A 22340-nucleotide genomic window follows, 5' to 3' on the forward strand; every position below is an offset into this window, starting at 1 on the left:
CTACTCCAGTTTGAAAACAAATTTGCGATTGGCTGCAAGCATCATGATGAGTGCATATACAGCTAAAAACAATGCATCAAGCCAGAGAATTTCAAGCCCTATTCCTTTCAGATAGATACCCCTTAATATAGCAATGAAATATCGCGCCGGAACAATATAGGTAAGGAACTGCAACGGCATTGGCATATTCTCGATGGCAAAAACAAAACCACTCAAGAGCAGAGTGGGAAGAAAACCAGCAATAATTGCCAGCTGGTTCGCCAGGACCTGGGTTTTGAGTTTAATACTGAGAGTCATCCCGAAAAACAGTGCGCCGGTCAAAAATACAGAGGACATGGCAAAGAGCAGGCCGGCGTTACCGACAATGGGCACATCAAAAATCCACTGTCCCATTAAAACAGCGGCGGTTACATCAATCATGCCTATACAAAAATAGGGGATAACCTTACCAAAGATAAGCTCAGGGCCACGCAGTGGAGTGCTGATAAGCTGTTCCATGGTCCCCATCTCCCACTCCTTGGCAACGGTTGTACTGGTCAAAAGAGCTGCCACGACAATCATAACCAGGGCGATGATTCCGGGGATAAGGACATTCTGACTGCGCAGGCCGGGATTATACCAGGAGCGCTGCTCCAGGGTAATCGGCTGCTCCAGCTTTCCCCGCCCTTTACGCTGCATCTGTTCTGAGGTTATCTTACCGGCATAGATCGTACCGATGGTTGCTGCATAGTTCATGGCCAGCCGTGAGGTGTTGGCGTCACTGCCGTCTCCGATAATTTGGATTTTTACCGGTTTTGCAGCGCTTACTTTTTCTGCAAAATCACCAGGAACCACCAGGGCAACCATGGCAGCACCCCGGTCAAGCTCGTCTTGCAGCTCATTGTAATTATTTCTGTATCCCTTCACAGAGAAATATGGGGAACTGTGAAACATACTGAGAAGCTCGCGACTCTGAGGGGTGCGTGATTGGTCCCAGACCACCGTCGGTACCTGACGAAGGTCAAGGGTCAGGGCGTAGCCATAGAGAAGGATGAGGAACAGCGGAATGGCAAGAGCCAGAGTCAGGCTGCGCCAGTCGCGCAATAAATGCAGGGTTTCTTTTCGCGCCACAGCGGCCAGCCGTCTTATCTTCATAATCTACCCGCTTCACCACTCTTTTTTTCCTTAATGCTTCGATCTACTTCTTCGATGAGGGAAATAAATACATCCTCCATGTTCGGCAGAATTATTTCCATGCTCACATCCCGGATATCTTTTGCCAGAAGAAGCGAATGGATTGCCTGCATAGCGCTGTCTGAATCTGCGGTGACAATATGCAGGCCCGAGCCAAAAAGTGCGACATCGCGAACCTGGGGTAACTCTTTGAGCGGCTTGATCAGGCTTTGTGGGCTCGGACAGCGAAGGTCAATAATCTCATCGTTCATGAATGTTGTTTTCAACTCCATAGGAGAACCCGAGGCAATCATTGTACCGTTATAGATGAGTGCGATCCTATCACAATACTCAGCCTCCTCCATGTAATGGGTGGTGACAAATACGGTAATGCCCTGTTCGGCCATATTGGAGATAAGATCCCAGAAACGCCTGCGACTGAGTGGATCGACACCACTGGTCGGCTCATCGAGAAAAATGATCGGCGGCTCATGGAGGATGGCGCAGGCAAGGGCAAGACGCTGTTTCCAGCCACCACTGAGAATAGCTGTGATACTCTTTTCGTGGTCATCAAGCCCCGCCATCTTCAAAGCCCATTTTTTACGCTCTGCAAGACGCTCCCCCTTAAGCCCGTAGATCCCCCCATAAAAATCAATATTCTCTTCCACCGTAAGATCTTCGTAGAGGGAGAATTTCTGGCTCATATAGCCGATATTGAGCTTGATGCGCTCAGCCTCTCTATTGATATCGTGCCCACCAACTGTGCCGCTGCCTGCGCTTGGGCGAAGAAGGCCGCAAAGCATTCGAATAGTGGTACTTTTACCGGCACCATTTGGACCAAGAAAGCCGAAGATCTCACCTTTTTTCACCCGAAAACTGACGTCGTCGACAGCGATAAAAGTGCCAAAGCGCCTGGTGAGATGTTCCACCTCTACGGCAAAACCTTCATTTTTCGTTAAAGCAGCGGAAAATACTGTCTCCGCCTGCTTTTCATCAGTCTCTTTATTCTTTTTACCGAGTATGCTGACAAAGACATCCTCAAGGGAAGGCTGAATTTCCCTTATCTGTTCAACGGCAATATTTTCTTTTGCAAGGATGCGCCTGACTTCGACTTCTGCAACCTGTACCTCCTGGCATACGAGATGAACAGTATCTCCGAAAAGGTTGACACTTTTACTTATGGGCAGACCCGCAAGAAGGCCGACAAGCTGTCTGGCTTCACCACTTCTGATGGCAAGTATCAGGCCTTCCATCATCTTTTTTATTTCACCTGGTGCTCCCGTCGCAAGCAACCGCCCCTGATCGAGCAGCCCCACCCGGTCACATCGTTCCGCTTCATCAAGATAGGCAGTGGTCACCAGGACTGCGACTCCATCTTCTCGTAATCTGTTGAGAATACGCCAAAAATCCCGACGGCTCACCGGGTCGACACCATTTGTCGGTTCGTCAAGCAGCAGCACCTTCGGGGTATGGATAAGTGCACAAACGAGCTGCAACTTCTGTTTCATGCCCCCCGAAAGCTTTCCCGCAGGCCGATGAATAAAAGGGCGCATATTACTGAAATCAAGAAGTTCTTCGATCCGCTGTTGACGCCCCTTGCGACTCATACCGTACAGATCGGCATAAAAGCTGATATTTTCCCCGACGGTAAGATCTACATACAGCCCGAATCTCTGACTCATATAGGCAAGATGATCCTTGACCGCCGCAGCCTCGGTTGCGGTGCTGCAACCTGCAATGGTGGCAGAACCTGAATCCGGATCCATGATGGTTGCAAGCATTCGCAGGCTGGTGGATTTCCCTGCTCCATCCGGCCCCACAAGCCCGAAGATCTCCCCCGGATAGACTTCAAGACTCAACTGGTCCACCGCGACAAGCTGGGCAAATGATTTACGCAATGCGACTGCGGATATGGCCGGGACTTGTCCTTCTTTTTGATGATCAGCCAGCATTTTCCCTACACATCTTCAAAGGATTATAAAAATTTCTGTGCAGGAGATCCTTACACAATATTATCTGAGTCCAGGCCATGATAGATTTTTCTACTGGGTCACAAGGCTGATAGTGCCGTCTGCAGGCATCCCCGGCTTGAGTTCATTGCCCGGATTTTCAAGATCCACCTTGATGCGGTACATCAATTTGACCCGCTCCTCAAAGGTCTGTACCGTCTTGGGTGTAAATTCCGCCTGACTGCTGATATAACTGACCCGCCCTTTATAGCTTTTTTCAGGGAATGAATCTGTTGTAACACTGACTTCCTGATGAAGCTGGATCTTACCAAGGAGACTTTCCGGGATATATGCCCGCAACCACGGGTGAGTCAGCTTGCCGAGGATCATTACCGGTGATGCCGGGTTCAGATATTCTCCAGGTTCGGCTGAAATACTGAGCACCACCGCATCCATCGGAGAAAGCAGCTCGGTATATGTGAGCTGCTGATGGGCCTGTTGGCTGGCAGCCTTGGCGCTCTGAAGTTTTGCCCTGGCCTGATCAATGCTCTCTTGCCTCGGACCGGCCTTCACCAGAGCATATTCAGCTTTTGCCTGCTGCAGGGCAGCCTCGGCCCTGTTAATCTGCTCGATACGAGGCCCCGCTTTCAGCAGACTGAGTTGCTCACGTGCACCCCTGGTCCTGCCCCTGGCCTCTTTCACCTGGTTTTCCGCTGTGCTATAGCGCGTCCTAAAACTTTCAAAAATACTTTCACTGACCCCACCCTCTTTATGCAGATTGGCATAGCGCTCATAGTCGCTTTTTGCCTCTTTGAACTGGGCGACTGCAGATTCTTCTGCGGCAAGGGCCCTTTCAAGCTCGGCACTGGCGCTCTGTACCTCTTCGATCCTGCTGCCATTTTTCAATTCGGCCAGGCTATAGGTTGCCTGCTGAACCATGGCATCTGCCCGTTCGATATCCTCCTTGCGGCTTCCGGCAATGAGTTCGGCAAGAACCGCTTCGGCGAAGGCCAGATTTGCATCCGCCTGGGCCACAGCAATGGTCTGATCGGTTTTTTCCAACCGGGCTAAGACCTGGCTGGCTCTGACAGAGTCTCCTTCTTCGACCAGGCGCTCTTCAACCCTGCCTGCAATACGAAAACTCATCTGCGTTTCAGTAACCTCAATGTTACCTGAAAACTTCAGGGACTGACCAGCACCTACGTTCATGAAGTAGCGGTAGACAAAAATTCCCGCCAGAACAAGCAGCAGGATCGGAATTATGATTTGCAAACGTTTTTTCATCTCTGTTCTTCTCCGCTGATTATTAAATCTTCCCTGATACGCGCAATACCACCGAGTGAAAAGGTCCAGACAAAATCGGCCAGCCGCTCAATATTTTCTTCCGTTGGTCTGTTCTCTACACTTATTTTGTCGATGACTTTTGATGCAAAGCTATAATAGATGCACTGACCGATAATGGAAATCGCGCAGGACAGCAGAATCTGTTGGCCTGGATCGGTCTGCAGAATATCCTTAATGATTGAGACAAGAAGATCCTTGTGCGGCCGGATATATCTTTCAATAACTGGTTCAAAAGCAGGACTCGGATCGAGTAACTCCCGGGCGATGAGTCGCCCCTTTCCCGAAAAACCGCCCCAACCCTCAGCACTTTGCAGGCGTAAAAACATTGCCTGAATAAAGGTCCGCAACCTCTGCTCCGGGGTAGAGGTGAGATCCTGCCCGCTCTGCGCCGGGAAACGGCTAAAACCGGTCTGAAAAACATCCTCAAGTACCGCACCATAGAGACCCATCTTATCTCTATAATGATAATTAACAGCAGCGATATTTACGTTTGCCGCCTGGGCAATTGCCCGGATGGTCGTATCTTTAAACCCTTTATTACCAAAGATATCACCGGCTGCTTCAAGGATTCTCTCTTCCGTTTTTAGTTCCTGACCTGACATGGACACTCCATTAAACATTTGATTAAAACAGAAAAATAAAACATTTGTTTTAACACTTCAAGCCTCTTCCTCTCTTCGAACTGGTAAATATTAACATCGCAAACTTTATCTATGTTTTGTAAATTACCGTCCATTGACTGCACCAGTCGATCTTACATCTCATTTTAACCCCAATTTTCAATCAAAAATCTGGAGCATTTCGCTATGATAATAGATAAAGAGCAAACGGTAATCGGCTTTATAGGCATTGGCGTTATGGGTAAAAGCATGGCCTCCCATTTAATGGCAGCAGGCTATGAAACCCATATCTACACAAGAACAAAATCCTCGGCAGATGCCCTCCTTGAAAAAGGTGCCATCTGGGAGGAAACACCTGGAAAAGTCGCCGCAGCAGCCGATATCACCATTACCATTGTCGGATACCCCCATGACGTTAAAGAAGTATATTTGAGTGAAAATGGAATTCTGGCAAACTGCAGCCCCAGCAATATCGTCATCGATATGACAACCTCCAGCCCAAAACTTGCCGCCGAAATCTACAACACCGCAAAGGACAAGGGTATCTTCTCCCTAGATGCCCCCGTTTCAGGAGGGGATGTGGGTGCTAAAAATGGCACGCTATCTATCATGGTTGGTGGCGACCAGGACACCTTTGATACGGTCCTGCCACTTTTCCAGCTAATGGGTAAAAATATCGTGTATCAGGGCAAAGCCGGCAGCGGCCAGCATTGTAAAATGGCAAACCAGATAGCCATCGCCTGCAATATGATGGGGGTCTGTGAATCCATCCGCTACGCAGAAAAGGCCGGTCTTGATCCTGCAACCGTTCTCAAAAGCATTGAAGCCGGGGCTGCTGGAAGCTGGTCTCTTTCCAACCTTGCCCCCCGCATGATAAAACATGATTTTGATCCCGGTTTTTATATCAAGCACTTTATTAAAGATATGACCATTGCCCTTGAATCAAGCAAAGATATCGGTCTTGCAGCAGAAGGACTTGCCCTTGCCAAATCCCTCTACGATCAGGTTGCAAAAGATGGTGGTGAAAACCTCGGCACCCAGGCGCTTTACAAAAATTATAAATAACCTAAAAATTGCATTCTCTGTTTTGTGATTTTACATTTAATTGTAATTTCAACATGTTACTCTAGACTCTAACAATATTGAGGTTCATCGTTGCTCCTCTTGTGATTCCCTCTTATGCATTACCAGGCAATAGCAGACAATATTCGACCATGAGTTGCAAAATCGACATTTACGAATACCGCGATTATCTGCAGAAGAGATATGGGGAGATACTCTACCGGGTCCCCATAGATAGTGGAGGAACCTGCCCCCACCGCAACACCAGTGGCAGCGGGGGCTGTACATTTTGCCCGGCTGACGGTGCCCGCGCCGTTCAGCTGGGAAAAACAAAAGAGCTCAGAGATCAGATCAATACCGGCATCCGTTTTGCGACCAGAAGGTATAAAGCGACGGCATTCATGGCCTATCTGCAGACCTTTACCAGCACTTACGACTCCCTTTTGTCCATAGAAAATCAGGTGAATATCATCCGAGAAACCAAAGAGATAAAAGCCATCGCCTTTGGAACCCGGCCTGACTGTCTGCAGCACCATGTTATTGACTATTTAACTGAGCTCAACCGCATTATCGACGTCTGGGTGGAGCTTGGGGTGCAAACCAGCCACAACCCCACCCTTACTAGAATCAACAGAGGCCACGACTGGCAATGCAGTAAAGATGCAATCATAACCCTGAATAACCGGGGGATTTCTACGGTTGCCCATCTGATTCTGGGCCTGCCGGGCGAGACGATACAGACAATGCAAGAGACTATTTCCGCAGTCTGCGCCTTGCCCATTGACGCCATAAAACTGCACAACCTCCACCTGGTAAAAGACACCAGACTGGCCCATGAATATCAGAAAAGTCCATTTCCCCTTTTTGACGAACATGAGTATTGCAACCTGCTCCTTGAGCTCCTGCCCTCTATTCCCGAACACATCCCCATCGTTCGGCTCACGACAGACACAGCAGAAGAGATGCTCGTGGCCCCGCACTGGACCATGTCTAAAGGTCAGTTTCGTAAATACCTGGCAAAGCAGATGAGGGCCCAGGGAATTGCCCAGGGGATTGCCCTGCGGGATCACGCTGCCCCGGTGAAAGCGGCCTATCTCAGCGACGGCCCTGATGTTCTGGTCACAACAAAAGATGGTTCTGTCACCTTCTACAACGAGACCATCAAAGAACATTATCACACCCTTGCCGGAGCCAGATCCGAGGCGGAAAATAAATATATCATTCCGGCACAACTTGACCGGCGCCTCAAACATGGCCCGGTCCGCCTGCTCGATATCTGCTTTGGCTTGGGCTACAACAGTCTTCTTTCCTGCGAAAGGGCCATGAAGGTGGGAGAACCCCTTGAGATCGTGGCCCTTGAAATGGATAAAAACGTCGTGAAAAAAGCGGCATTAGGTCTCCAGGAGCAAACAACATTTTTTAACTGGCAGAAATGTCTGGATACCCTGTACCGGGACGGTGAGTGGCAGGAAAACGGCTGCAGAATAAGGCTTATCTGGGGAGACGCCCGCCATACTGCCAAAAAACTTAATGGCACCTTCAATCTCATCTGGCTGGACGCTTTTTCCACCCAAAGAAACAGCGAACTCTGGACGGTGGATTTTTTTAACATTCTTCGACCATTGTTGGCTGCAGACGGTGCTCTTTTCACCTACTGCGCCGCAATTCCAGTACGTTCAGGCCTGGTGGAGGCGGGGTTTCATATAGGAGAAACGGATCCTTTTGGCAGGGAAAGGGGTGGCACCATAGCATCCTGTTCGGTGGAACTCATCCAAAGAAAAATCCCAGAGCGTGACAGTTTTCTCATGAATACAAGTCGTGGCATTCCCTACAGAGATCCAAACGGTACCCAGACCAACAGGGAGATTCTTCGAGCCCGTGAATATGAGATTGTCAGACGAAAAACACCTCTCAGCGCCAGCTTGCCTTCATCAACGTCCGGCAAACAGGGGTGATCCATTACGGACGACCGGTCCTGGCTACACCTGAACCGGTAAACATAAAACCAGCAGCACCAGTGGGAACCTCATAGCGGGTGCGAAAAGTCCTCGTTGTATTCTCTCTTGAGGCTAAAGTACGATAGCCTGAGGAGTAAGCGCATGCTGCTTCCCGCTACAACCTGCGGCAAACAAAACTATAAGAATAAATACTATACGTAGTTGGCCAGGCTCGAAAAAAGAAGATACTCTGCATATCGTAGAACGTATATATTCGTACGATTCAACGACAAATTCATGGCACGAAAGATGACCTCGTATAGCGAACTTTTTTTCAGAGCCATCTGTACCGGCAGGATGCCTGGATATAAAATGACAATACTACGTTGCAACAAATACCATCAACCGATCATGACAGACTTTTTGAAAAGGCTTACCCTTCTTTTTCTGCTTCTGTTGCTCTGTGGGTTTTCCTGGACGAAGATAGACTGGGATTCCATCAACAACAGCATTAACCGGAAATACCCCGAAGTTGCCTCGATCACAACAGATGAGCTGAAAGATAAAATAGATCATCATGCACATCTTACGATCATCGATGTCAGAGATCCTGATGAATTTGCAGTGAGCCAGATCCCCATGGCCATCAATCAAACAAAGGCGAAAAAACTTGACCTGGCAAAGGATTCAACCATAGTCGTTTACTGTTCGGTTGGCCTGCGCTCGGCGGATTTTGCAGAAAAACTTGCTGCCCGTGGTTACACCCAGGTCTTCAACTTGAAAGGCTCCATCTTCGAATGGGCGAACAAAGGATACCCCCTCCACCGTGAAGGAACAACCGTCACGGTCGTCCACCCCTACAATAAAAAATGGGGCAAGCTGCTCAACAGCGATCTCCACGCCTACAAGGTGAAAGATTAAAGTCACCGTCTATTTGGTTGGCAGCAAAGATACGAAAGCCATCGCCCGGCTTTTACTGCCCGACTGTAGCAGGAAATGCCCCACCCGGATGAACACCAGAATGGTGTTTAGTTCGGGTCTTCATAAAAAATGTATGAGGTCGAATAATCACTGAACTCGAAATAGACTTTTTTCTCACCGGGATCAATTACCCCATTGAGATTGGCATCCAACACTCCGTAACCAAAGCGATAAGGCCGCTCGTTTTTTCCAGTTGTAGCGGTTGCAGTGGATAATTTATCAATTTTCATAAATCGTTTTACCAGGGTGTTTCCCGCATACACCTCTAAAATTCCATCTGTCCCCGTCCAGTTCTGGATGGAGCGCCCAATCTTGTTTTGGGTTTCCTGGGTACAGGATGACAGCAGTAAAATCGCAACAGCCAGCATAATACCGAATATTTTCTTCATTTCGTCCTCACTCCTTTTCATCTTTTTTACTCACATTCATTGCATAAGAGAGATGTCTACAGCATCAAAAGGTCTCAAGATATACTGTTCCTTTTTAAGCACTAACCCATATACTTGCCAGTAATGATCCTGTGGACAAATATTACTTACACCCTTTGAAAATGATGCTTTTCACCACCTCGGCCTGAAATTATGGTGATCTTTTCCAGCAAATGATTACCTTAGTACCCTCTTACACCGGTGGAGGGCCAACGTGGAAAATTCTCAAATAGAGACGGGCCTGGATATTAACCTTTTCACATTTTAAGACTCAGGACAAACAGGTTATGACTGCACACTACCTGATAACGGAAGAGGATCAGGGACAGAGACTGGATCAGTTTCTTCAGCAAAAAGAACCGACTCTCTCCAGGACAAAAATCAGGAAGATCATCGATCTTGGCGGTGTCCATGTGGACGGCAAAAGGGTGCGCAGGTGCAGCTGGAATGTCGAGACAGATCAAAAAATAGAACTGTACCAGGATAACTGCTCCTTAGACCCATTTCGTCTCAACCAGGAGATGGTCCTTTTTCAGGATAAATATCTCATTGTCATCAACAAACCCGCCGGCGTAGACACCCAGCCCACTCCGGCAAGATATAAAGGCACGCTCTATGAGGCTCTGCTGGTCTGGCTGAAGAAAGACAAAAAGGCAAGGCAACCGCAGATAGGGATGGCCCAGCGGCTGGACCGGAATACAAGTGGAGCTATCGTGTTTTCCATTCACCCTGACGCCCATAAAGAACTGACAGCACAGATACAAAACCACACTGTAAAAAAAGAATACCTGGCCATGGTACAGGGAATTCCAAGCCCCGGCGAAGGTACGTTTCATTCATTCCTCAAAAAGGACCCCACCAGCCACCGAATGTATTCTGATCCCGATAAGGGCAAAGAAGCCATTACCCACTACCAGATACTGAAAACCTGGACGGACAGCGCCCTTGTAGCCATTCAACTGATTACTGGACGAACCCACCAGATCAGAACCCATTTTTCTGAAGCCGGCTATCCACTTCTAGGAGATGTGCAGTACGGAGGCCCCAAAATTCACGGAGGCTGCAAGTGGCCAAGACAATGTCTTCACTCTTACAAACTGCAAATGAATCACCCCAAAACTGGTGAACCCCTTTCATTTTCAGCCCCAATCCCGGCCGACATGGGCGCCGCCCGGTAATCCTCTGGAAACATTCATGCCCCGAACACTTTCAGCCAATCACATAGACGTCTGGTTACTGCCAATTGATGGCTGGGACCCCTCACAGCTTGATCAGGGCAAAATTTCGCTGCTGCTCAGTGAAAAGGAATATTGTCGTTTTCAGCGCTTTCGACCTTTGAGCAAAAAGGCGGAATTTGTTGCTGCAAGGCTTTTGCTCCGCCACCTTCTCTCAAGCTATACCGGTTGCAACATACTCCAGACCGAGGCCATACCCGACGAAAGGGGTCGTCCTTTCTGGTATGAAAGAGGCGCTCCGCTTGCACTTTTCTTCAGTCTTTCCCACACCAAAAATCTGATCTGCTGCGCCCTCAGCCACCACAGGGAAATTGGCTGCGACGTGGAATCACTGGCACCAAGAAAATATGAACGGGATCTGACCGACAGGGTCATGAGTGATGAGGAACTACAGTTCTATCGGCAACTCCCCATACAAGATCAGTCCTCATTTTTTTATCGGTCATGGACGTTGAAAGAGGCCTTTGTCAAGGCACTCGGTCAGGGACTTCGCATTCCCTTTACCGCACTCTCCTTTACCCATATGACACCTACACGGGAAACCTTCACGGTGTTACCTGAAAACCTCGGGACAACCTACACCCACAGCCCCTACTGTTTCAAAAGCTGTCAGCCCAACGCAGCATACAGCCTCGGAGTCGCAACCCCTCTGGTTTCTGCCACCATAAACCTGATCCATGCCACGCTCACCGGTGAGAAGATAACGGTTGTCTCCAGATAAGATTCCCCCGCCAATATTTCCTCCTGTAATCCTGAAGGCAACCCGCCCATTACAAAAACATAAACATTCGTGTTTTTTGCTCTTTTTCATTAAGCTGCTACTCGTTTTGTGATGTTTTTGTTCGTTTTTCAGAAGATCACCCGGTAAATTAATTTCCCTTTACAGGAAAGGAGAATTAAAATGGGAGCCAACAATAAAAACGTGAGTGGAATTCCAGGAGAAAAACATGTTTATGACCGCCAGCAGGCTTATGATCGATGGCAAACCGGTACTCAAGCTCAACATCCATGAATACAAGGAAGATGACATCGCATTTTTAGACAGCCTTGGCATTGACCAGTGTGAAGGCAGCTCACCAGAATACAGATACACCTATATCCACAGCCAGGAAGATTTTCTTCGTACCCGTACTAAAATTCTTGAAAGATACAAGGTTCTTGAAGAAAAAGGTCCAAAAGTCCTTCTTGAGATCAAATAGACAGAGTACTCCTCTCTTTATCTTCTGATTGTGATGTTCCACATTGCCTGCAACTGTCCCCCAGCGACTCTGGCACTCCCTATAACAATCCATGAATTCCTCCCAGGTAACGCAATGGCCTGATCCTCCTGCTGGCCAGGCGCCCCAGGGAATCTTGCATCACCACCTGCTGCTCAATAACTCTTTCCGCGAGGTGATTGTAAAAGACTGATACATGCTTAAATAAAAAAAGAGCCAGTCTTATCTGCTCATGAGAGCCGATACAAAAACACAACAGGGCCATCAATGATGAAATCACCTTCCTCTTTCAAACCGTTGCCAGAATGTATTTTAGCTTTTTTCTACCTGCTGTTGTTTTCCACCCCTCTCCTAGGGGCTCAATTTGAAGAAAACGTCTCAACTGCGGATTATCTGTTCGCCGAGGGAATCATACGTTCAGTTTCCCCAGAGGAACAGAGGATAACACTCAAACAGAAAAAACAGCCCAGCATCTCTTTCTCCGTTGACGAAAACACAATTTTTGAAGGGTTCTACAAGATCACAGAGCTTCAAATTCGCCAGAAGATCAAAATTTGGTATCGCCCCGAACAAAAACACAACAGGGCTTTAAAGATCCTCAAGCCGCTGGAACTGGGATGCTAAACGAAAGTGGTTTTTCGACCCCACACAGGTAAAAAGACATGAAAAAGATATTTCTCATCGTAACGTCAATCCTTTTTATCACGACAATCTCACCAGCCAGCCCTCCGATTACTAACCTCAAAAATGATCAAGCGAGCTACGGATTAACAGAAGCCAAGGCATATTTTGATGTAACGGTCGGAGATCCAAAGCCACTTCTCGTACGGCTACAACTTATAGAAAAAACCTACAATCAACTCGTCGCGGCGGGAGTTACCCCCTCTTTTATTATCGGCATACGTGGCAAGGCAAGTAGCTTCTTTACCAAAGGACCTGATTACGTTTTGGATATTGATATGCCCACAAAGATGCAGATTGCACGTTTCGTAGAAAGAGCCCAGGCAATGCACATCGGAGTTGAACAATGCCGTATCGCAGCAGGATTTCAGGAAATTGAAGTTGCAGATTTTCTGCCACAGATGAAGCTTGTCGAGAATGGTTATGTTTCTATGATCGTTTATCAGTCCCAGGGGTATGCTTTTGTGCCCATGGACTGACCAGCCAAAGAGGGGATACAAACCATCTTGATGGTTAACTCCTCCCCCCCCTGTACACCAGGCAATACGATACATCCTGAGAAACTCACTCTTTTCCTACAGGCTTGTTCCTTTGATGTTCTCGCAGTTACAGCTCCTGCAACAGGGCATTATCCACTTCCAAGAGGCTGGCAACGACAGAATCGGCCCGCGAAAAATCATGCTTTTGAGTAAATTCGTTGGGCACTGCAACCGCTTTCATCCCGGCATTTTTGGCCGCATTAAGCCCAGGCCCCGAGTCTTCAAAGGCCACGCAATCCTCGGGATTGATTGCCAGCAGACTTTGCGCCTTAAGATATATTTCAGGGTGAGGTTTTCGCTCCTGCACCATATCTCCACCTAAAACCACCGGAAAATATGAGCTCAGGCCATGAATCTCTAAAATCGCCCTCACCTCTTTTTCATGAGAGGAAGAAGCAACCGCCAGACGCATCTGTTCCTGAAATCTATTCAGGATATCTTTTACCCCTAAGCAAAGTTCCACCTCAGGAATAAGATCCATATAAATCGTCTGCTTCTGAGTGATTAACTCCTTCTGACTTTTTTTGATACCATCACTTTGTATAAAGTCGCTTGCCACCTTTTCATTGCTGGTACCAACATATCTTAAAAAATGATCAAAGGTGAACTCGGCAATCCCGTTTTGCAGTAAAGCCTCTTTCCAGGCTTTATAGTGGAGCATTTCTGTATTTGCAAGGGTGCCATCAAGATCAAAAACAAGAGCCTGTATCATGGTTTTTTATTAGGAGGACGGAGGATGTTGAAATATCGTAGCCCGTACCACAGGCATCCCCTTTCGACGAAGATAAAACCGTTGAGGTGCATGCAATTACCGGAGTTCGACGAGAAAAATCACAGGGCTAACTTTTGTTTGCGGCTTGATCCTGTTTGAGGGCTTCTTTATGAGCATACATTTTTTCATCAGCCACAACCAGCAGCTCGCTTGCACTTTTACCATCTTCTGGAAAATGCGCTTCGCCTATGGCTCCACCTATCAACAGAGATGAAGAATCAAAAGATTTCATAGGGGCGGCTAAAGCCCTGGCAATATTTGCCCTTATGGGTTCAAGATCCTTCCTTGACGGGACATCGCTCAACAGGATGACAAACTCATCACCTGCAAACCTGGCGACAAAGTCATTTGTCCGCACATTCGTCCTCAAACGAAGGGCAAACTCTATCAAAGCCTGGTCACCGACATCATGGCCAAAACTGTCGTTTATCGATTTAAAATCGTTGATATCAATGAAGAGAATCGCAAATGGCTCCCCTCCTTCCCTACTCTGATATCTCTGAATTGACGCCTGAAGGTACTGTTCAAAAGCGTAACGATTCGGCAGGCCGGTCAGATGATCGGTTTGCAGTCGTCGCTGCATGGCTTTAAAACTCTTGGCAAGATCTCCAATCTCATCCTGACGCTGAATATCGATGGGTTCTTCTACAAAACCACTGCCCACTTTATTCACCGCCGTTGATAGTATCTTCAAATCCGTTGTCACCCAATGCAGTATCCAAAGGCCAATCAGAACAACAACAATCGTTGCAACGACGCCAAGAAACAGGGTACGGATAACATTATCACTGATCCCCCCCATGAAATCTTTATTTGGCATGGCTACGACATTGGTCCATTCCAGACCAGCACCATCAACAAAGCGATGAAAGGCAACATGGATCTCCTGACCGGCTCTGTCCTTGAAGAAAAAGGTTTCCGGTGCATTGCCTGTCTGCTTGAGGAGTATGGGCTTGAGTTGTTGATAAATCTCAGTCACCAGACCGTTTCCACTATCTTCGGCGCTGATTCTGCGATTCATTCCATCTTTATCTTTTTTTACATTTGGACTGCAGGATGAGGCTATAAGGTTTCCGTCTGACTCAAGAATAAAGGCCACCCCGCTCGGGGATATTTCCAGATGAGTTACAAAGTCATTCAAGGCTCGAAGGGACATATCGGTGGCAACCACCCCTTCGGCCTCACCGTTGTGGTCAAGCACCTGTCGGGCCCTCGTTGCGACCAGATCCTGGGTGCCAAAATCAATGTACACCGACGTCCAGGTGTCCTGATTGGTGTTTTGACCTGCCTTGTACCAGGGGCGATTGCGCGGATCAAAAAGTTTGGTTTCAGTAAAAGAATACTGTAACTCTCCATTAATCCCATCAAGCCTGTACCATTTGCGATGCTGCTCAGCGGTATATTTTACCCGCAACTCCCCCGACTCATAGGAGTGTCGATACAGCCCTATGGCCTGACCTGTCCTGTTTCCATAATAGACATAATTGTTGGGATCAATATGCAGAGATGTCGCAATCCAGAAACGGGTCCGAATATTCGCGAAATCTTCTTCAATGGAATGAGGGGCCAACATACCATTGGGAAAAGCAGCTTCAAGGGTAGCCACCGAACCGACAACATGCCTGTCGATCGCCTGGCCTATACGACTTACGGTTTCCTTGAGCAAATGGTCAGATACAGTGAGGACTGCCTGACGCCCGGCAACATAAGAGAGTCCACCAATAGCAACTGCGAGAACCACGACAAGCGTAAAATAGGGAACAATCAGAACGGATCGAAGAGATGCTTTTGGCATACGTATTCTATCGGGTTGCATATATTTTGGGTTCACTCCCCAGCAACAGCAAAATGAAAACCCAGATTGACAAGCGATTCGGAAAACTGCGTACCAAAATCCTGGCCATTGACCATAAGATGATGGTCATCATTTTATCTAAAAAGACTCATCTACCAGAGTATAAAGCAATATGGATAAGGAAACTGTTCAACTATGATCTCATTCTTAAAACGTCAAAATAGAAGAGTCAAGTAAAGGCTTGTCAATCTTTTTCCATCCGTTTTACTCAACACCATTCTGCTTAAACGTTCTAACATATTGATAATGAAACTATATCCACTATTATCAATGCAATTCGTTGCAGTAGCTTTACAATGGAAGATCTAATGATACTTTTGACATCATCAAGGTCCTATTGCTGAAAGCCCAAGGTGATGCCTCGCCGCTCCAGAAGACTTCCTTCTGCCAGAAACAGGTTCACCAATGCAATTCTATACTCAACGATGGCCTCAATTTCTGCCAGCTGGCTTACAAGAAGGTCTCGCTGTGCCTGAGCCACAAGGAGAGAAGTGGTGTCACCCACAGAAAAACGTTCCTGCTCTGCCGTGAGGGTTTGTTCCTCCATCTCACGGGTGACTCTAGTGGCACCTATCTGCTGATGGGTGCGTTCGATCTCATTTGCAGCGAGGCGGACATCCAGTTGCACCATATTTTCTAAATTATCTATTGCCGCAATCGCCTGATCCCGCGAAGCTCTCGCCGCAAGCTGTTTGCCTTCTGCGGCACGGTTACCAAGATATGAACTGAATTCAACCCCTATAAGTACATCATAATTTTCTTCGTCTATGTTTGCCCAGGACCGAGAAAACGATTCTGCATAACCGGTTTTGCCGAGATCAATAAAGACATCAAGCTTCGGCAGAAGTCCATTTCGGGTACGAACAACTTCAAGGCGTAGGCTTTTCTGACGTAACCGCGCTTCGTTGAGGTCTGGTCGCAATTGAAGAGCAAGTTCTAATCGCTCATCAAGATCCTCCAAAGTCGTTGTCTCCATGCGTGGCTGGCTGGTCGGAGCGATCAGCAGCTGGAAGTGTGTATTATCTGTGACATTGAGCAGGCGGAGTAAGCGGAGACGCTGTTCAATGTGTCTACTGCGGCCTTCGAGAAGAGCCTGCTCCCGTCTGGCAACTTCAGCCTTTGCCGCCGCCGCAGAATTCCTGGGGATAACGCCAACCTCAATCTGGCTTTGCACCTCGTCAAGTTGCTTTTTCGCGATAGTAAGTGACTGTTCAAAAATCGTCAGGCCTTCTGAAGCCAGCACGTACCTCCAATAAGCTATTTCTACTTCGGACAACAGGATTTCAATAAACCCGCGAAACTCATAGAAAGAAGCCTGGGTTTCAAGCTGCGCCTGACGAACAGCAACAAGATTCACAGCCGCACCATAGCCCCTCAACAGAGATTGAGTCAGACTTAAACCGAGCCTGGTATCCTGCTGGTCAGGAGTCCGGTTCGAGGTAGAGCCACCGTATCCAACAGAGGCCTCCACGGAAATCCCAGAGGGAAGTTGTTGCCGCAGCCCCATAGCCGCCTCGACATCATTGCCTTCGACACTGAAACTTTCTTCTGTGCTGCGGGAGGTCTCACTGGCAGTTTCCTCGCTGTACTGGATTTCTGCAAAAAGTTCCGGATCAAAAACACCTCGTTCTATCTGCTCAAACGTTCCCGTCAAAAGTGGGGTGTAACGCTCGACCTGAAGTTCACGGTTACGCTGCAGGGCAAAAAACACTGCCTGCTCCAGAGAGAGGGCAATCCGTCCATCTTCTGCTTGAGGAAGCTGCAGCGTTTCCCCGCCGACAGGTTCGGGCAGCAGCCCGACATCAACCGGAGAACTCTTTTCAAGCGCGCTGTTGTCTTCGTATATTTTTTCAAGATCATACCAGCTATCGGGTCGACTGCAACCAACCACCAGCAATGAAATCATTGCACACAACAGCTGCACTCCCTTCCGTTTCTTTCCCGGCGCTACATTCATTGGCCCACCTTTTCCTTTTCTGAGTGCACCAGGGAAAACACCACGGGGATAAGTATCAGAGTGATCAATGTGGAAGCGGTAAGCCCGCCGACAACCGCGCGGGCGAGTGGAGCCTGAGCATCAGCACCTTCACCAATGCCAAAGGCCAGAGGGACCAGAGCCAAGACGGTTGTCATACTGGTCATCAGGATAGGGCGCAGCCGGCGACGTCCTGCCTCCACCACTGCTTCTGTCACAGAATAGCCCGCACGCCTCGTCAGCCTTGCAGCCTGATCAACCAGCAGTATGGCATTGTTCACCACAATACCGCCAAGCATGATACAGCCAATATATGACTGCAGATTCAAAGTAGTATTGGTGAAAAACAGAGTGGTGAGCACACCTACAGCGGCTAAAGGCACACTTACCATGACGACGAGCGGATCCCGAAAAGATTCATATTGGCAGGCCAGGACCATGAACACCAGTACCAGAGAAAGCAGCAGGGATAGCGTAAGTTCCCGTGATGCCTTTTCCTGCTCTTCAATATTTCCAGCAATTCGAAATTCGTAACCTTCCGGGACGACAATGTTGTTGAGTGCGTTGCGAACATCATCTACGACTGCACTAAGGTCTGATCCTTCATAATTTCCCCGGACGGAAACGATACGCTGTTGATCTTTTCGCTCAATCAAGGCGGGCCCCCTGCTCGTTTGAGTAGCAACAAGATTGCGCAAAACAACCTGGTTACCATTTGGGGCGCTCAGCACCAGATTGAGAATCTCATCCATTGTCTGTGATTCCACATCTTGTAACTGCACAAAAATACGCGATGACTCTCCGCCAGAACGGAATTCCCCCACTTTGGCTCCCACCAGCACAGTCTCCAAGGTCTTGGTGACATCTTTTGGTGTCAATCCGAGATCCGCCACCCTGTTCCGGTCGATAATTATATCCTGCTGAGGAACTCCGGCGCTTCGACTGATGTCAACATCAGTTATATCGGGCACTGTTTCCATAGCCAGGCCCGCCTGCTCTGCAAGCGTATCAAGGGTTGCCAGATCAAACCCCCGGATTTCCAGGGTAACACCCTGCTCTGCCCCAAGAATACGCTCTAAAATAAACTGTCCCTGTGGTGCGCGGGTTCGAATTGTCATGCCAGGAATTTGTCCTTCCAGGAGTTTTCTTATGTCTGCTGCAATTTCTGTATTCGAACGACTCCGCTCTTTTGCCGGTGTCAATGAGATGCGAATCTCGCCGGTTGATCTGGCATTTCGTCCACCGGCACGGACCTGGGTAACGGATGAGATTGTTTCGGGGACCGCGGGTAGAACGAGTTCCTCCATCAGCTTTGTTTGTCGATCAACAAGGTCAATACGCGTACCAACCTCCATCTCCCCGGTGACTCGCACCTCGCCCTCGTCACTGGGCGGAAGAAAGTCAGAGCCAATAAAGGGCAACAGCATCAGGCTTGCTGCAAGCAATGCAACCGAGATAAAAATGACCAACCACCGATGTTCCAGGGAGCGATGAAGGAGAAGAGCATAGCCAACATTCAACCTTTTGACCATATTACCAGCAGTATCGATAATCCTTCCAGCCCCGCTTGAGTCGTCTAGACCTTTGCCCGGTTTTACCTTCAGCATTTTGGAAGCCAGCATTGGTACCAGGCTGAGTGAAACGATGAGAGAACAGGTCAGCGAAAACATAACGGTAAATCCAAGTTCTTTGAATAACTGCCCAGACACGCCCTGGACAAAAGCAAGAGGAACAAAGATAACCATTGTGGTTAATGTACTCGCAAGGATAGCTGTCCCCACCTCCTCTGCCCCGCTAGTTGAAGCAATAACTGCGGATTCCTTATGCTCCTGGCATCGACGAAAAATGTTTTCCAAAACCACCACAGAGCTGTCAACCATCATCCCCACTCCCAGGGCCAATCCACCAAGAGTCATCAGATTTATGGTAAATCCACCAAAATAAATCATGGCAAAAGTCGCAATAATCGAAATAGGGATTGAAAGAGTAATGACCAGAGTGGAAGGGATGTTACGCAAAAATAAAAAGAGGACCAGGACCGCCAAGCACCCACCGTAGAGCACCGATTGAGCGACGTTTCTGATAGACTGCTCAATGAAATTTCCCTGGTTGGTAACTGGAACCACCTTTAACATTGGAAAATCCCGATTGATTACTTTGATCTCTTTCAGTACCCCGGCTGCAACATCAACGGTGTTGGCGCTTGGTTGTTTGCGAATGGCAATATTCAGCCCAGATTCACCATTGAGCCGGGTAATCCGGGTACGCTTTTCGTAGGTATCATGAATCTCCGCAATCTGGCCCAGGGTGATGAACCCCCCCTCACGCTTTGCCACCACAGTATCACTGATTTGTTGCAAAGAGAGAAACTCCGCCGGGGCACGCAGGGTAACCTGGTATTTTCCCTGGTTGATGCTTCCGGCCGGCAGATCCAGATTGGCATCACGGGGGGCATTCAGGATGTCATTGAGAGGTATTCCTAACGCATTAATCTTTGCAGGGTCAAGTTCAATTCTAATTTCCCTGTTATACTGCCCCCAGGTATCAACCTGGGCAACACCTGGGATTCGCGCCAGACGAAACCGCAGTTGATCTTCAATAATTTTAGTGAGTTCAACAGGGTTCATAGGGCTTGAGACACCCATAATAACAACCGGAAAACTGGCCACATCAAACTTACTCACCCGTGGTCGCTGAATATCATCGGGCAATTCGTTAATTTCGTCCTCAAGTTGGGACTGCACGTCAATGGCTGCCGTATCGATGTCCGTTCCCCAGTTAAATCTCACCCGGACACTGCTGCTTCCTTCCGATGATTCTGAGGTCAACTCCTCCACCCCGGGGACGGTTGCAACTATTTCTTCCACAATCTGGGTGACCAGGCGCTCCATGACAACTGGACTGGCCCCCTCATAGTCGGTTCGTACCGTTAGGGTTGGCAGCTCGATGCTTGGCAGCATATCAATCTGCAGACGCGAAAATGAACTGAGGCCGAGTATCATTACAATAAGGGTGACCATAGAGGTGAAAACCGGTCGGCGGACACTGAAACTTGGCAAATTCATTGGAGCCCTGTACCCCCTGTAATAGCATTAGACTCGGTGACAATTCGAATTCTAGAACCGTCTTCGATGAATTGCTGGCCCAGAGTGACAACCCTGCCGGAAAGGTTAGAATCAATCAACTGAATCTGACCCCCGCCTTTTAACCCCTGCTTCACCTCTACCCACTCCACCGAGGTGGAATCATCTGCAACCCTGAAGACCCCCGTCTGATCGTTCCGTTTGGTAATCGCCATCTCGACGACACTAATTGCATCTTCAGCCCGATCAAGCTCTAAGGTACAACTTGCAAACATCCCGGGTTTAAGCAGGTGCTGAGGATTGGCAACCAGAATTTCCATTTGAGCCTGGCGGGAAGACTCTCGAAAGACAGGCGAGATACGGGAAACAGTTCCGTGGAAAACTTTATCCGGAAAAGCATCCGCCTGCACCCTTGCCTGTTGATTGAGCCTGATGAGCGGATAATCTTTCTCCGTTACCTGAATGACTGCGATAACCGGATCAATCTCCACAATTGAGAGAATTGATGTATTCGCCGCCACGGTGTTGCCTTCATCGACAAAACGTTCGGCTACTGTTCGCTCGTCATCGCCCTGTTTCCAGTCGGCTTTTACCTGGGTATATCCCAGACGTATTCTGGCAGCTCTTAAAAGCGCATCTTCCCTGTTGAGATTAGCTTCGGCAACCTTTACCGCAGACTGGCCGGTTAAAAACTGGGCCTGGGCTGTGTCATATGCGCTTTCCGACGCTATCCCCCGGTCACTTAGGGTTTTAGCCCGATCAAGCTGCCTCTGGGCAATGACAAACCGGCTTACGGCCTCATCTCGATTTGCCTCAGCCACAGCCAGACGGGCCTCAGCCTCGAGTACCTCCTGTTCAAATTCCGCATTTTCCATCTGCACAACGACCTGCCCGCGGACGACCGGCTCAGAAACATCGACCAGTAACCGCTGAATTCTACCGCTGACCTTTGGTGCAACTGCGAACTGGGCATGGGGATCGATGGTGCCGCTGAACGTTCTGGATAAAGAGAGTGGCCCGCGCTGCACAGCAGCCACTTCCACTGGAACCATTCGTTCGACTTTTCCTTTGGGAAAATCTTTCAACTCGTTTTGTGTGCGGTCTTTAACAAATAACGCTCCAACAATAAAAACGATTATCCCTCCTGCGATCCAGACAATCTTGGAGATATATGGCGGCATAAAAAATCCTTATAGAATAAGAAAGGGCAAACAGCCCTGCCCTTTAAAATGTACGATCACTCTAGCCCGAATATCTCATTAAGTTGAACAAAAAAGGCCACAATTGTTGTATAATTAGCGTGATATCAAGACGTTAATAATATCAACAAAGGTGACCTTATGAAAACAGAGTGTACAAAAGAATATGGTTCATTTCAAGCCTTAGGTAGACGAGAAATCGTTGCAGATTTTAATGGCGGGACTATCACTTCTGACGGAGGGGCGTTGTTGTTACGAGAAGTGGAACAGCGGACAAACATTCTCCACCGTTTTTCGCAATGCTTCACCGA

Annotated in this window: 19 protein-coding genes; 9 read left to right on the forward strand and 10 right to left on the reverse strand. The window is 48.3% G+C overall.

The window, feature by feature from the left end; all coding sequences use genetic code 11:
- The 4 genes from FCL48_RS17270 to FCL48_RS17285 all read right to left on the reverse strand — a co-directional run bounded on the left by FCL48_RS17270 (position 1) and on the right by FCL48_RS17285 (position 5047).
- Positions 1-1134, reverse strand: a complete 1134-nt coding sequence (locus tag FCL48_RS17270; protein WP_136873914.1) for an ABC transporter permease — start codon at positions 1132-1134, stop codon at positions 1-3.
- Complete coding sequence (locus tag FCL48_RS17275; RefSeq protein WP_136873916.1) at positions 1131-3104, reverse strand: ATP-binding cassette domain-containing protein; 1974 nt, start codon at positions 3102-3104, stop codon at positions 1131-1133. The genes FCL48_RS17270 and FCL48_RS17275 overlap by 4 nt, the downstream gene beginning before the upstream one ends.
- Positions 3105-3194: 90 nt before the next feature.
- A complete protein-coding gene (locus FCL48_RS17280; protein WP_136873918.1) occupies positions 3195-4385 on the reverse strand; it encodes an efflux RND transporter periplasmic adaptor subunit in 1191 nt (396 codons plus the stop codon).
- Positions 4382-5047 (reverse strand): CerR family C-terminal domain-containing protein, encoded by a 666-nt coding sequence (locus FCL48_RS17285; RefSeq protein ID WP_169309264.1) that lies wholly within the window; start codon positions 5045-5047, stop codon positions 4382-4384. The genes FCL48_RS17280 and FCL48_RS17285 overlap by 4 nt, the downstream gene beginning before the upstream one ends.
- Before the next feature lie 204 nt (positions 5048-5251).
- Here FCL48_RS17285 and FCL48_RS17290 point away from each other — a divergent pair, with 204 nt between their 5' ends.
- The 3 genes from FCL48_RS17290 to FCL48_RS17300 all read left to right on the forward strand — a co-directional run bounded on the left by FCL48_RS17290 (position 5252) and on the right by FCL48_RS17300 (position 8985).
- Positions 5252-6130 carry an NAD(P)-dependent oxidoreductase gene (locus FCL48_RS17290; protein WP_205747743.1) on the forward strand — a complete coding sequence of 293 codons (879 nt, stop codon included), beginning with the start codon at positions 5252-5254 and terminating at the stop codon, positions 6128-6130.
- A 149-nt stretch (positions 6131-6279) separates the two neighbouring features.
- Positions 6280-8082, forward strand: coding sequence for a TIGR01212 family radical SAM protein (locus FCL48_RS17295; protein ID WP_136873922.1), 1803 nt, complete (start codon positions 6280-6282; stop codon positions 8080-8082).
- A 279-nt stretch (positions 8083-8361) separates the two neighbouring features.
- Complete coding sequence (locus FCL48_RS17300; RefSeq protein WP_136873924.1) at positions 8362-8985, forward strand: rhodanese-like domain-containing protein; 624 nt, start codon at positions 8362-8364, stop codon at positions 8983-8985.
- 107 nt (positions 8986-9092) lie between these two features.
- Here FCL48_RS17300 and FCL48_RS17305 read toward each other — a convergent pair whose 3' ends face one another.
- Positions 9093-9434, reverse strand: a complete 342-nt coding sequence (locus tag FCL48_RS17305; RefSeq protein WP_136873926.1) for a hypothetical protein — start codon at positions 9432-9434, stop codon at positions 9093-9095.
- Between the two features lie 326 nt (positions 9435-9760).
- On the opposite strand from FCL48_RS17305, the gene FCL48_RS17310 reads away from it, so the two are divergent.
- From FCL48_RS17310 to FCL48_RS17330, 5 genes are all read left to right on the forward strand, one after another.
- On the forward strand, positions 9761-10651 hold the full coding sequence (locus FCL48_RS17310; protein ID WP_136873928.1) for an RluA family pseudouridine synthase: 891 nt from the start codon (positions 9761-9763) through the stop codon (positions 10649-10651).
- Between the two features lie 16 nt (positions 10652-10667).
- Positions 10668-11429 carry a 4'-phosphopantetheinyl transferase superfamily protein gene (locus FCL48_RS17315; RefSeq protein ID WP_136873930.1) on the forward strand — a complete coding sequence of 254 codons (762 nt, stop codon included), beginning with the start codon at positions 10668-10670 and terminating at the stop codon, positions 11427-11429.
- A gap of 226 nt (positions 11430-11655) precedes the next feature.
- Entirely contained in the window at positions 11656-11907 is a 252-nt protein-coding gene (locus FCL48_RS17320) for a hypothetical protein (protein ID WP_136873932.1), read from the forward strand.
- A 285-nt stretch (positions 11908-12192) separates the two neighbouring features.
- On the forward strand, positions 12193-12549 hold the full coding sequence (locus tag FCL48_RS17325; protein WP_136873934.1) for a hypothetical protein: 357 nt from the start codon (positions 12193-12195) through the stop codon (positions 12547-12549).
- Between the two features lie 38 nt (positions 12550-12587).
- Positions 12588-13085, forward strand: coding sequence for a hypothetical protein (locus FCL48_RS17330; protein ID WP_136873936.1), 498 nt, complete (start codon positions 12588-12590; stop codon positions 13083-13085).
- Between the two features lie 127 nt (positions 13086-13212).
- Here FCL48_RS17330 and FCL48_RS17335 read toward each other — a convergent pair whose 3' ends face one another.
- From FCL48_RS17335 to FCL48_RS17355, 5 genes are all read right to left on the reverse strand, one after another.
- On the reverse strand, positions 13213-13857 hold the full coding sequence (locus FCL48_RS17335; RefSeq protein WP_136873938.1) for an HAD family phosphatase: 645 nt from the start codon (positions 13855-13857) through the stop codon (positions 13213-13215).
- A 127-nt stretch (positions 13858-13984) separates the two neighbouring features.
- A complete protein-coding gene (locus FCL48_RS17340) occupies positions 13985-15712 on the reverse strand; it encodes a diguanylate cyclase domain-containing protein (protein ID WP_136873950.1) in 1728 nt (575 codons plus the stop codon).
- Positions 15713-16106: 394 nt separating this feature from the next.
- A complete protein-coding gene (locus FCL48_RS17345) occupies positions 16107-17729 on the reverse strand; it encodes a TolC family protein (protein WP_136873940.1) in 1623 nt (540 codons plus the stop codon).
- A complete protein-coding gene (locus tag FCL48_RS17350; protein ID WP_136873942.1) occupies positions 17726-20812 on the reverse strand; it encodes an efflux RND transporter permease subunit in 3087 nt (1028 codons plus the stop codon). Before FCL48_RS17350 ends, FCL48_RS17345 begins: the two co-directional genes overlap by 4 nt.
- The gene (locus FCL48_RS17355; RefSeq protein WP_136873944.1) at positions 20809-22011 is read right to left on the reverse strand and encodes an efflux RND transporter periplasmic adaptor subunit; all 1203 of its coding nucleotides are present in this window, start codon (positions 22009-22011) and stop codon (positions 20809-20811) included. Before FCL48_RS17355 ends, FCL48_RS17350 begins: the two co-directional genes overlap by 4 nt.
- 159 nt (positions 22012-22170) lie before the next feature.
- Here FCL48_RS17355 and FCL48_RS17360 point away from each other — a divergent pair.
- Positions 22171-22340, forward strand: a 170-nt coding sequence (locus FCL48_RS17360; protein WP_205747745.1) for a transposase, incomplete at its 3' end; no start/stop codon positions are given.

Origin of the sequence: Desulforhopalus sp. IMCC35007 (genome assembly GCF_005116575.1) — a bacterium.
In the GTDB taxonomy this organism is placed as follows: Bacteria; Desulfobacterota; Desulfobulbia; order Desulfobulbales; family Desulfocapsaceae; genus Desulforhopalus_A.

Coding starts and splice junctions, on each gene's coding strand:
- FCL48_RS17270 (WP_136873914.1), bottom strand. CDS start 1,134: ATGAAGATAAGACGGCTGGCCGCTGTGGCGCGAAAAGAAACCCTGCAT.
- FCL48_RS17275 (WP_136873916.1), bottom strand. CDS start 3,104: ATGCTGGCTGATCATCAAAAAGAAGGACAAGTCCCGGCCATATCCGCA.
- FCL48_RS17280 (WP_136873918.1), bottom strand. CDS start 4,385: ATGAAAAAACGTTTGCAAATCATAATTCCGATCCTGCTGCTTGTTCTG.
- FCL48_RS17285 (WP_169309264.1), bottom strand. CDS start 5,047: ATGTCAGGTCAGGAACTAAAAACGGAAGAGAGAATCCTTGAAGCAGCC.
- FCL48_RS17290 (WP_205747743.1), top strand. CDS start 5,252: ATGATAATAGATAAAGAGCAAACGGTAATCGGCTTTATAGGCATTGGC.
- FCL48_RS17295 (WP_136873922.1), top strand. CDS start 6,280: ATGAGTTGCAAAATCGACATTTACGAATACCGCGATTATCTGCAGAAG.
- FCL48_RS17300 (WP_136873924.1), top strand. CDS start 8,362: ATGGCACGAAAGATGACCTCGTATAGCGAACTTTTTTTCAGAGCCATC.
- FCL48_RS17305 (WP_136873926.1), bottom strand. CDS start 9,434: ATGAAGAAAATATTCGGTATTATGCTGGCTGTTGCGATTTTACTGCTG.
- FCL48_RS17310 (WP_136873928.1), top strand. CDS start 9,761: ATGACTGCACACTACCTGATAACGGAAGAGGATCAGGGACAGAGACTG.
- FCL48_RS17315 (WP_136873930.1), top strand. CDS start 10,668: ATGCCCCGAACACTTTCAGCCAATCACATAGACGTCTGGTTACTGCCA.
- FCL48_RS17320 (WP_136873932.1), top strand. CDS start 11,656: ATGTTTATGACCGCCAGCAGGCTTATGATCGATGGCAAACCGGTACTC.
- FCL48_RS17325 (WP_136873934.1), top strand. CDS start 12,193: ATGATGAAATCACCTTCCTCTTTCAAACCGTTGCCAGAATGTATTTTA.
- FCL48_RS17330 (WP_136873936.1), top strand. CDS start 12,588: ATGAAAAAGATATTTCTCATCGTAACGTCAATCCTTTTTATCACGACA.
- FCL48_RS17335 (WP_136873938.1), bottom strand. CDS start 13,857: ATGATACAGGCTCTTGTTTTTGATCTTGATGGCACCCTTGCAAATACA.
- FCL48_RS17340 (WP_136873950.1), bottom strand. CDS start 15,712: ATGCCAAAAGCATCTCTTCGATCCGTTCTGATTGTTCCCTATTTTACG.
- FCL48_RS17345 (WP_136873940.1), bottom strand. CDS start 17,729: ATGAATGTAGCGCCGGGAAAGAAACGGAAGGGAGTGCAGCTGTTGTGT.
- FCL48_RS17350 (WP_136873942.1), bottom strand. CDS start 20,812: ATGAATTTGCCAAGTTTCAGTGTCCGCCGACCGGTTTTCACCTCTATG.
- FCL48_RS17355 (WP_136873944.1), bottom strand. CDS start 22,011: ATGCCGCCATATATCTCCAAGATTGTCTGGATCGCAGGAGGGATAATC.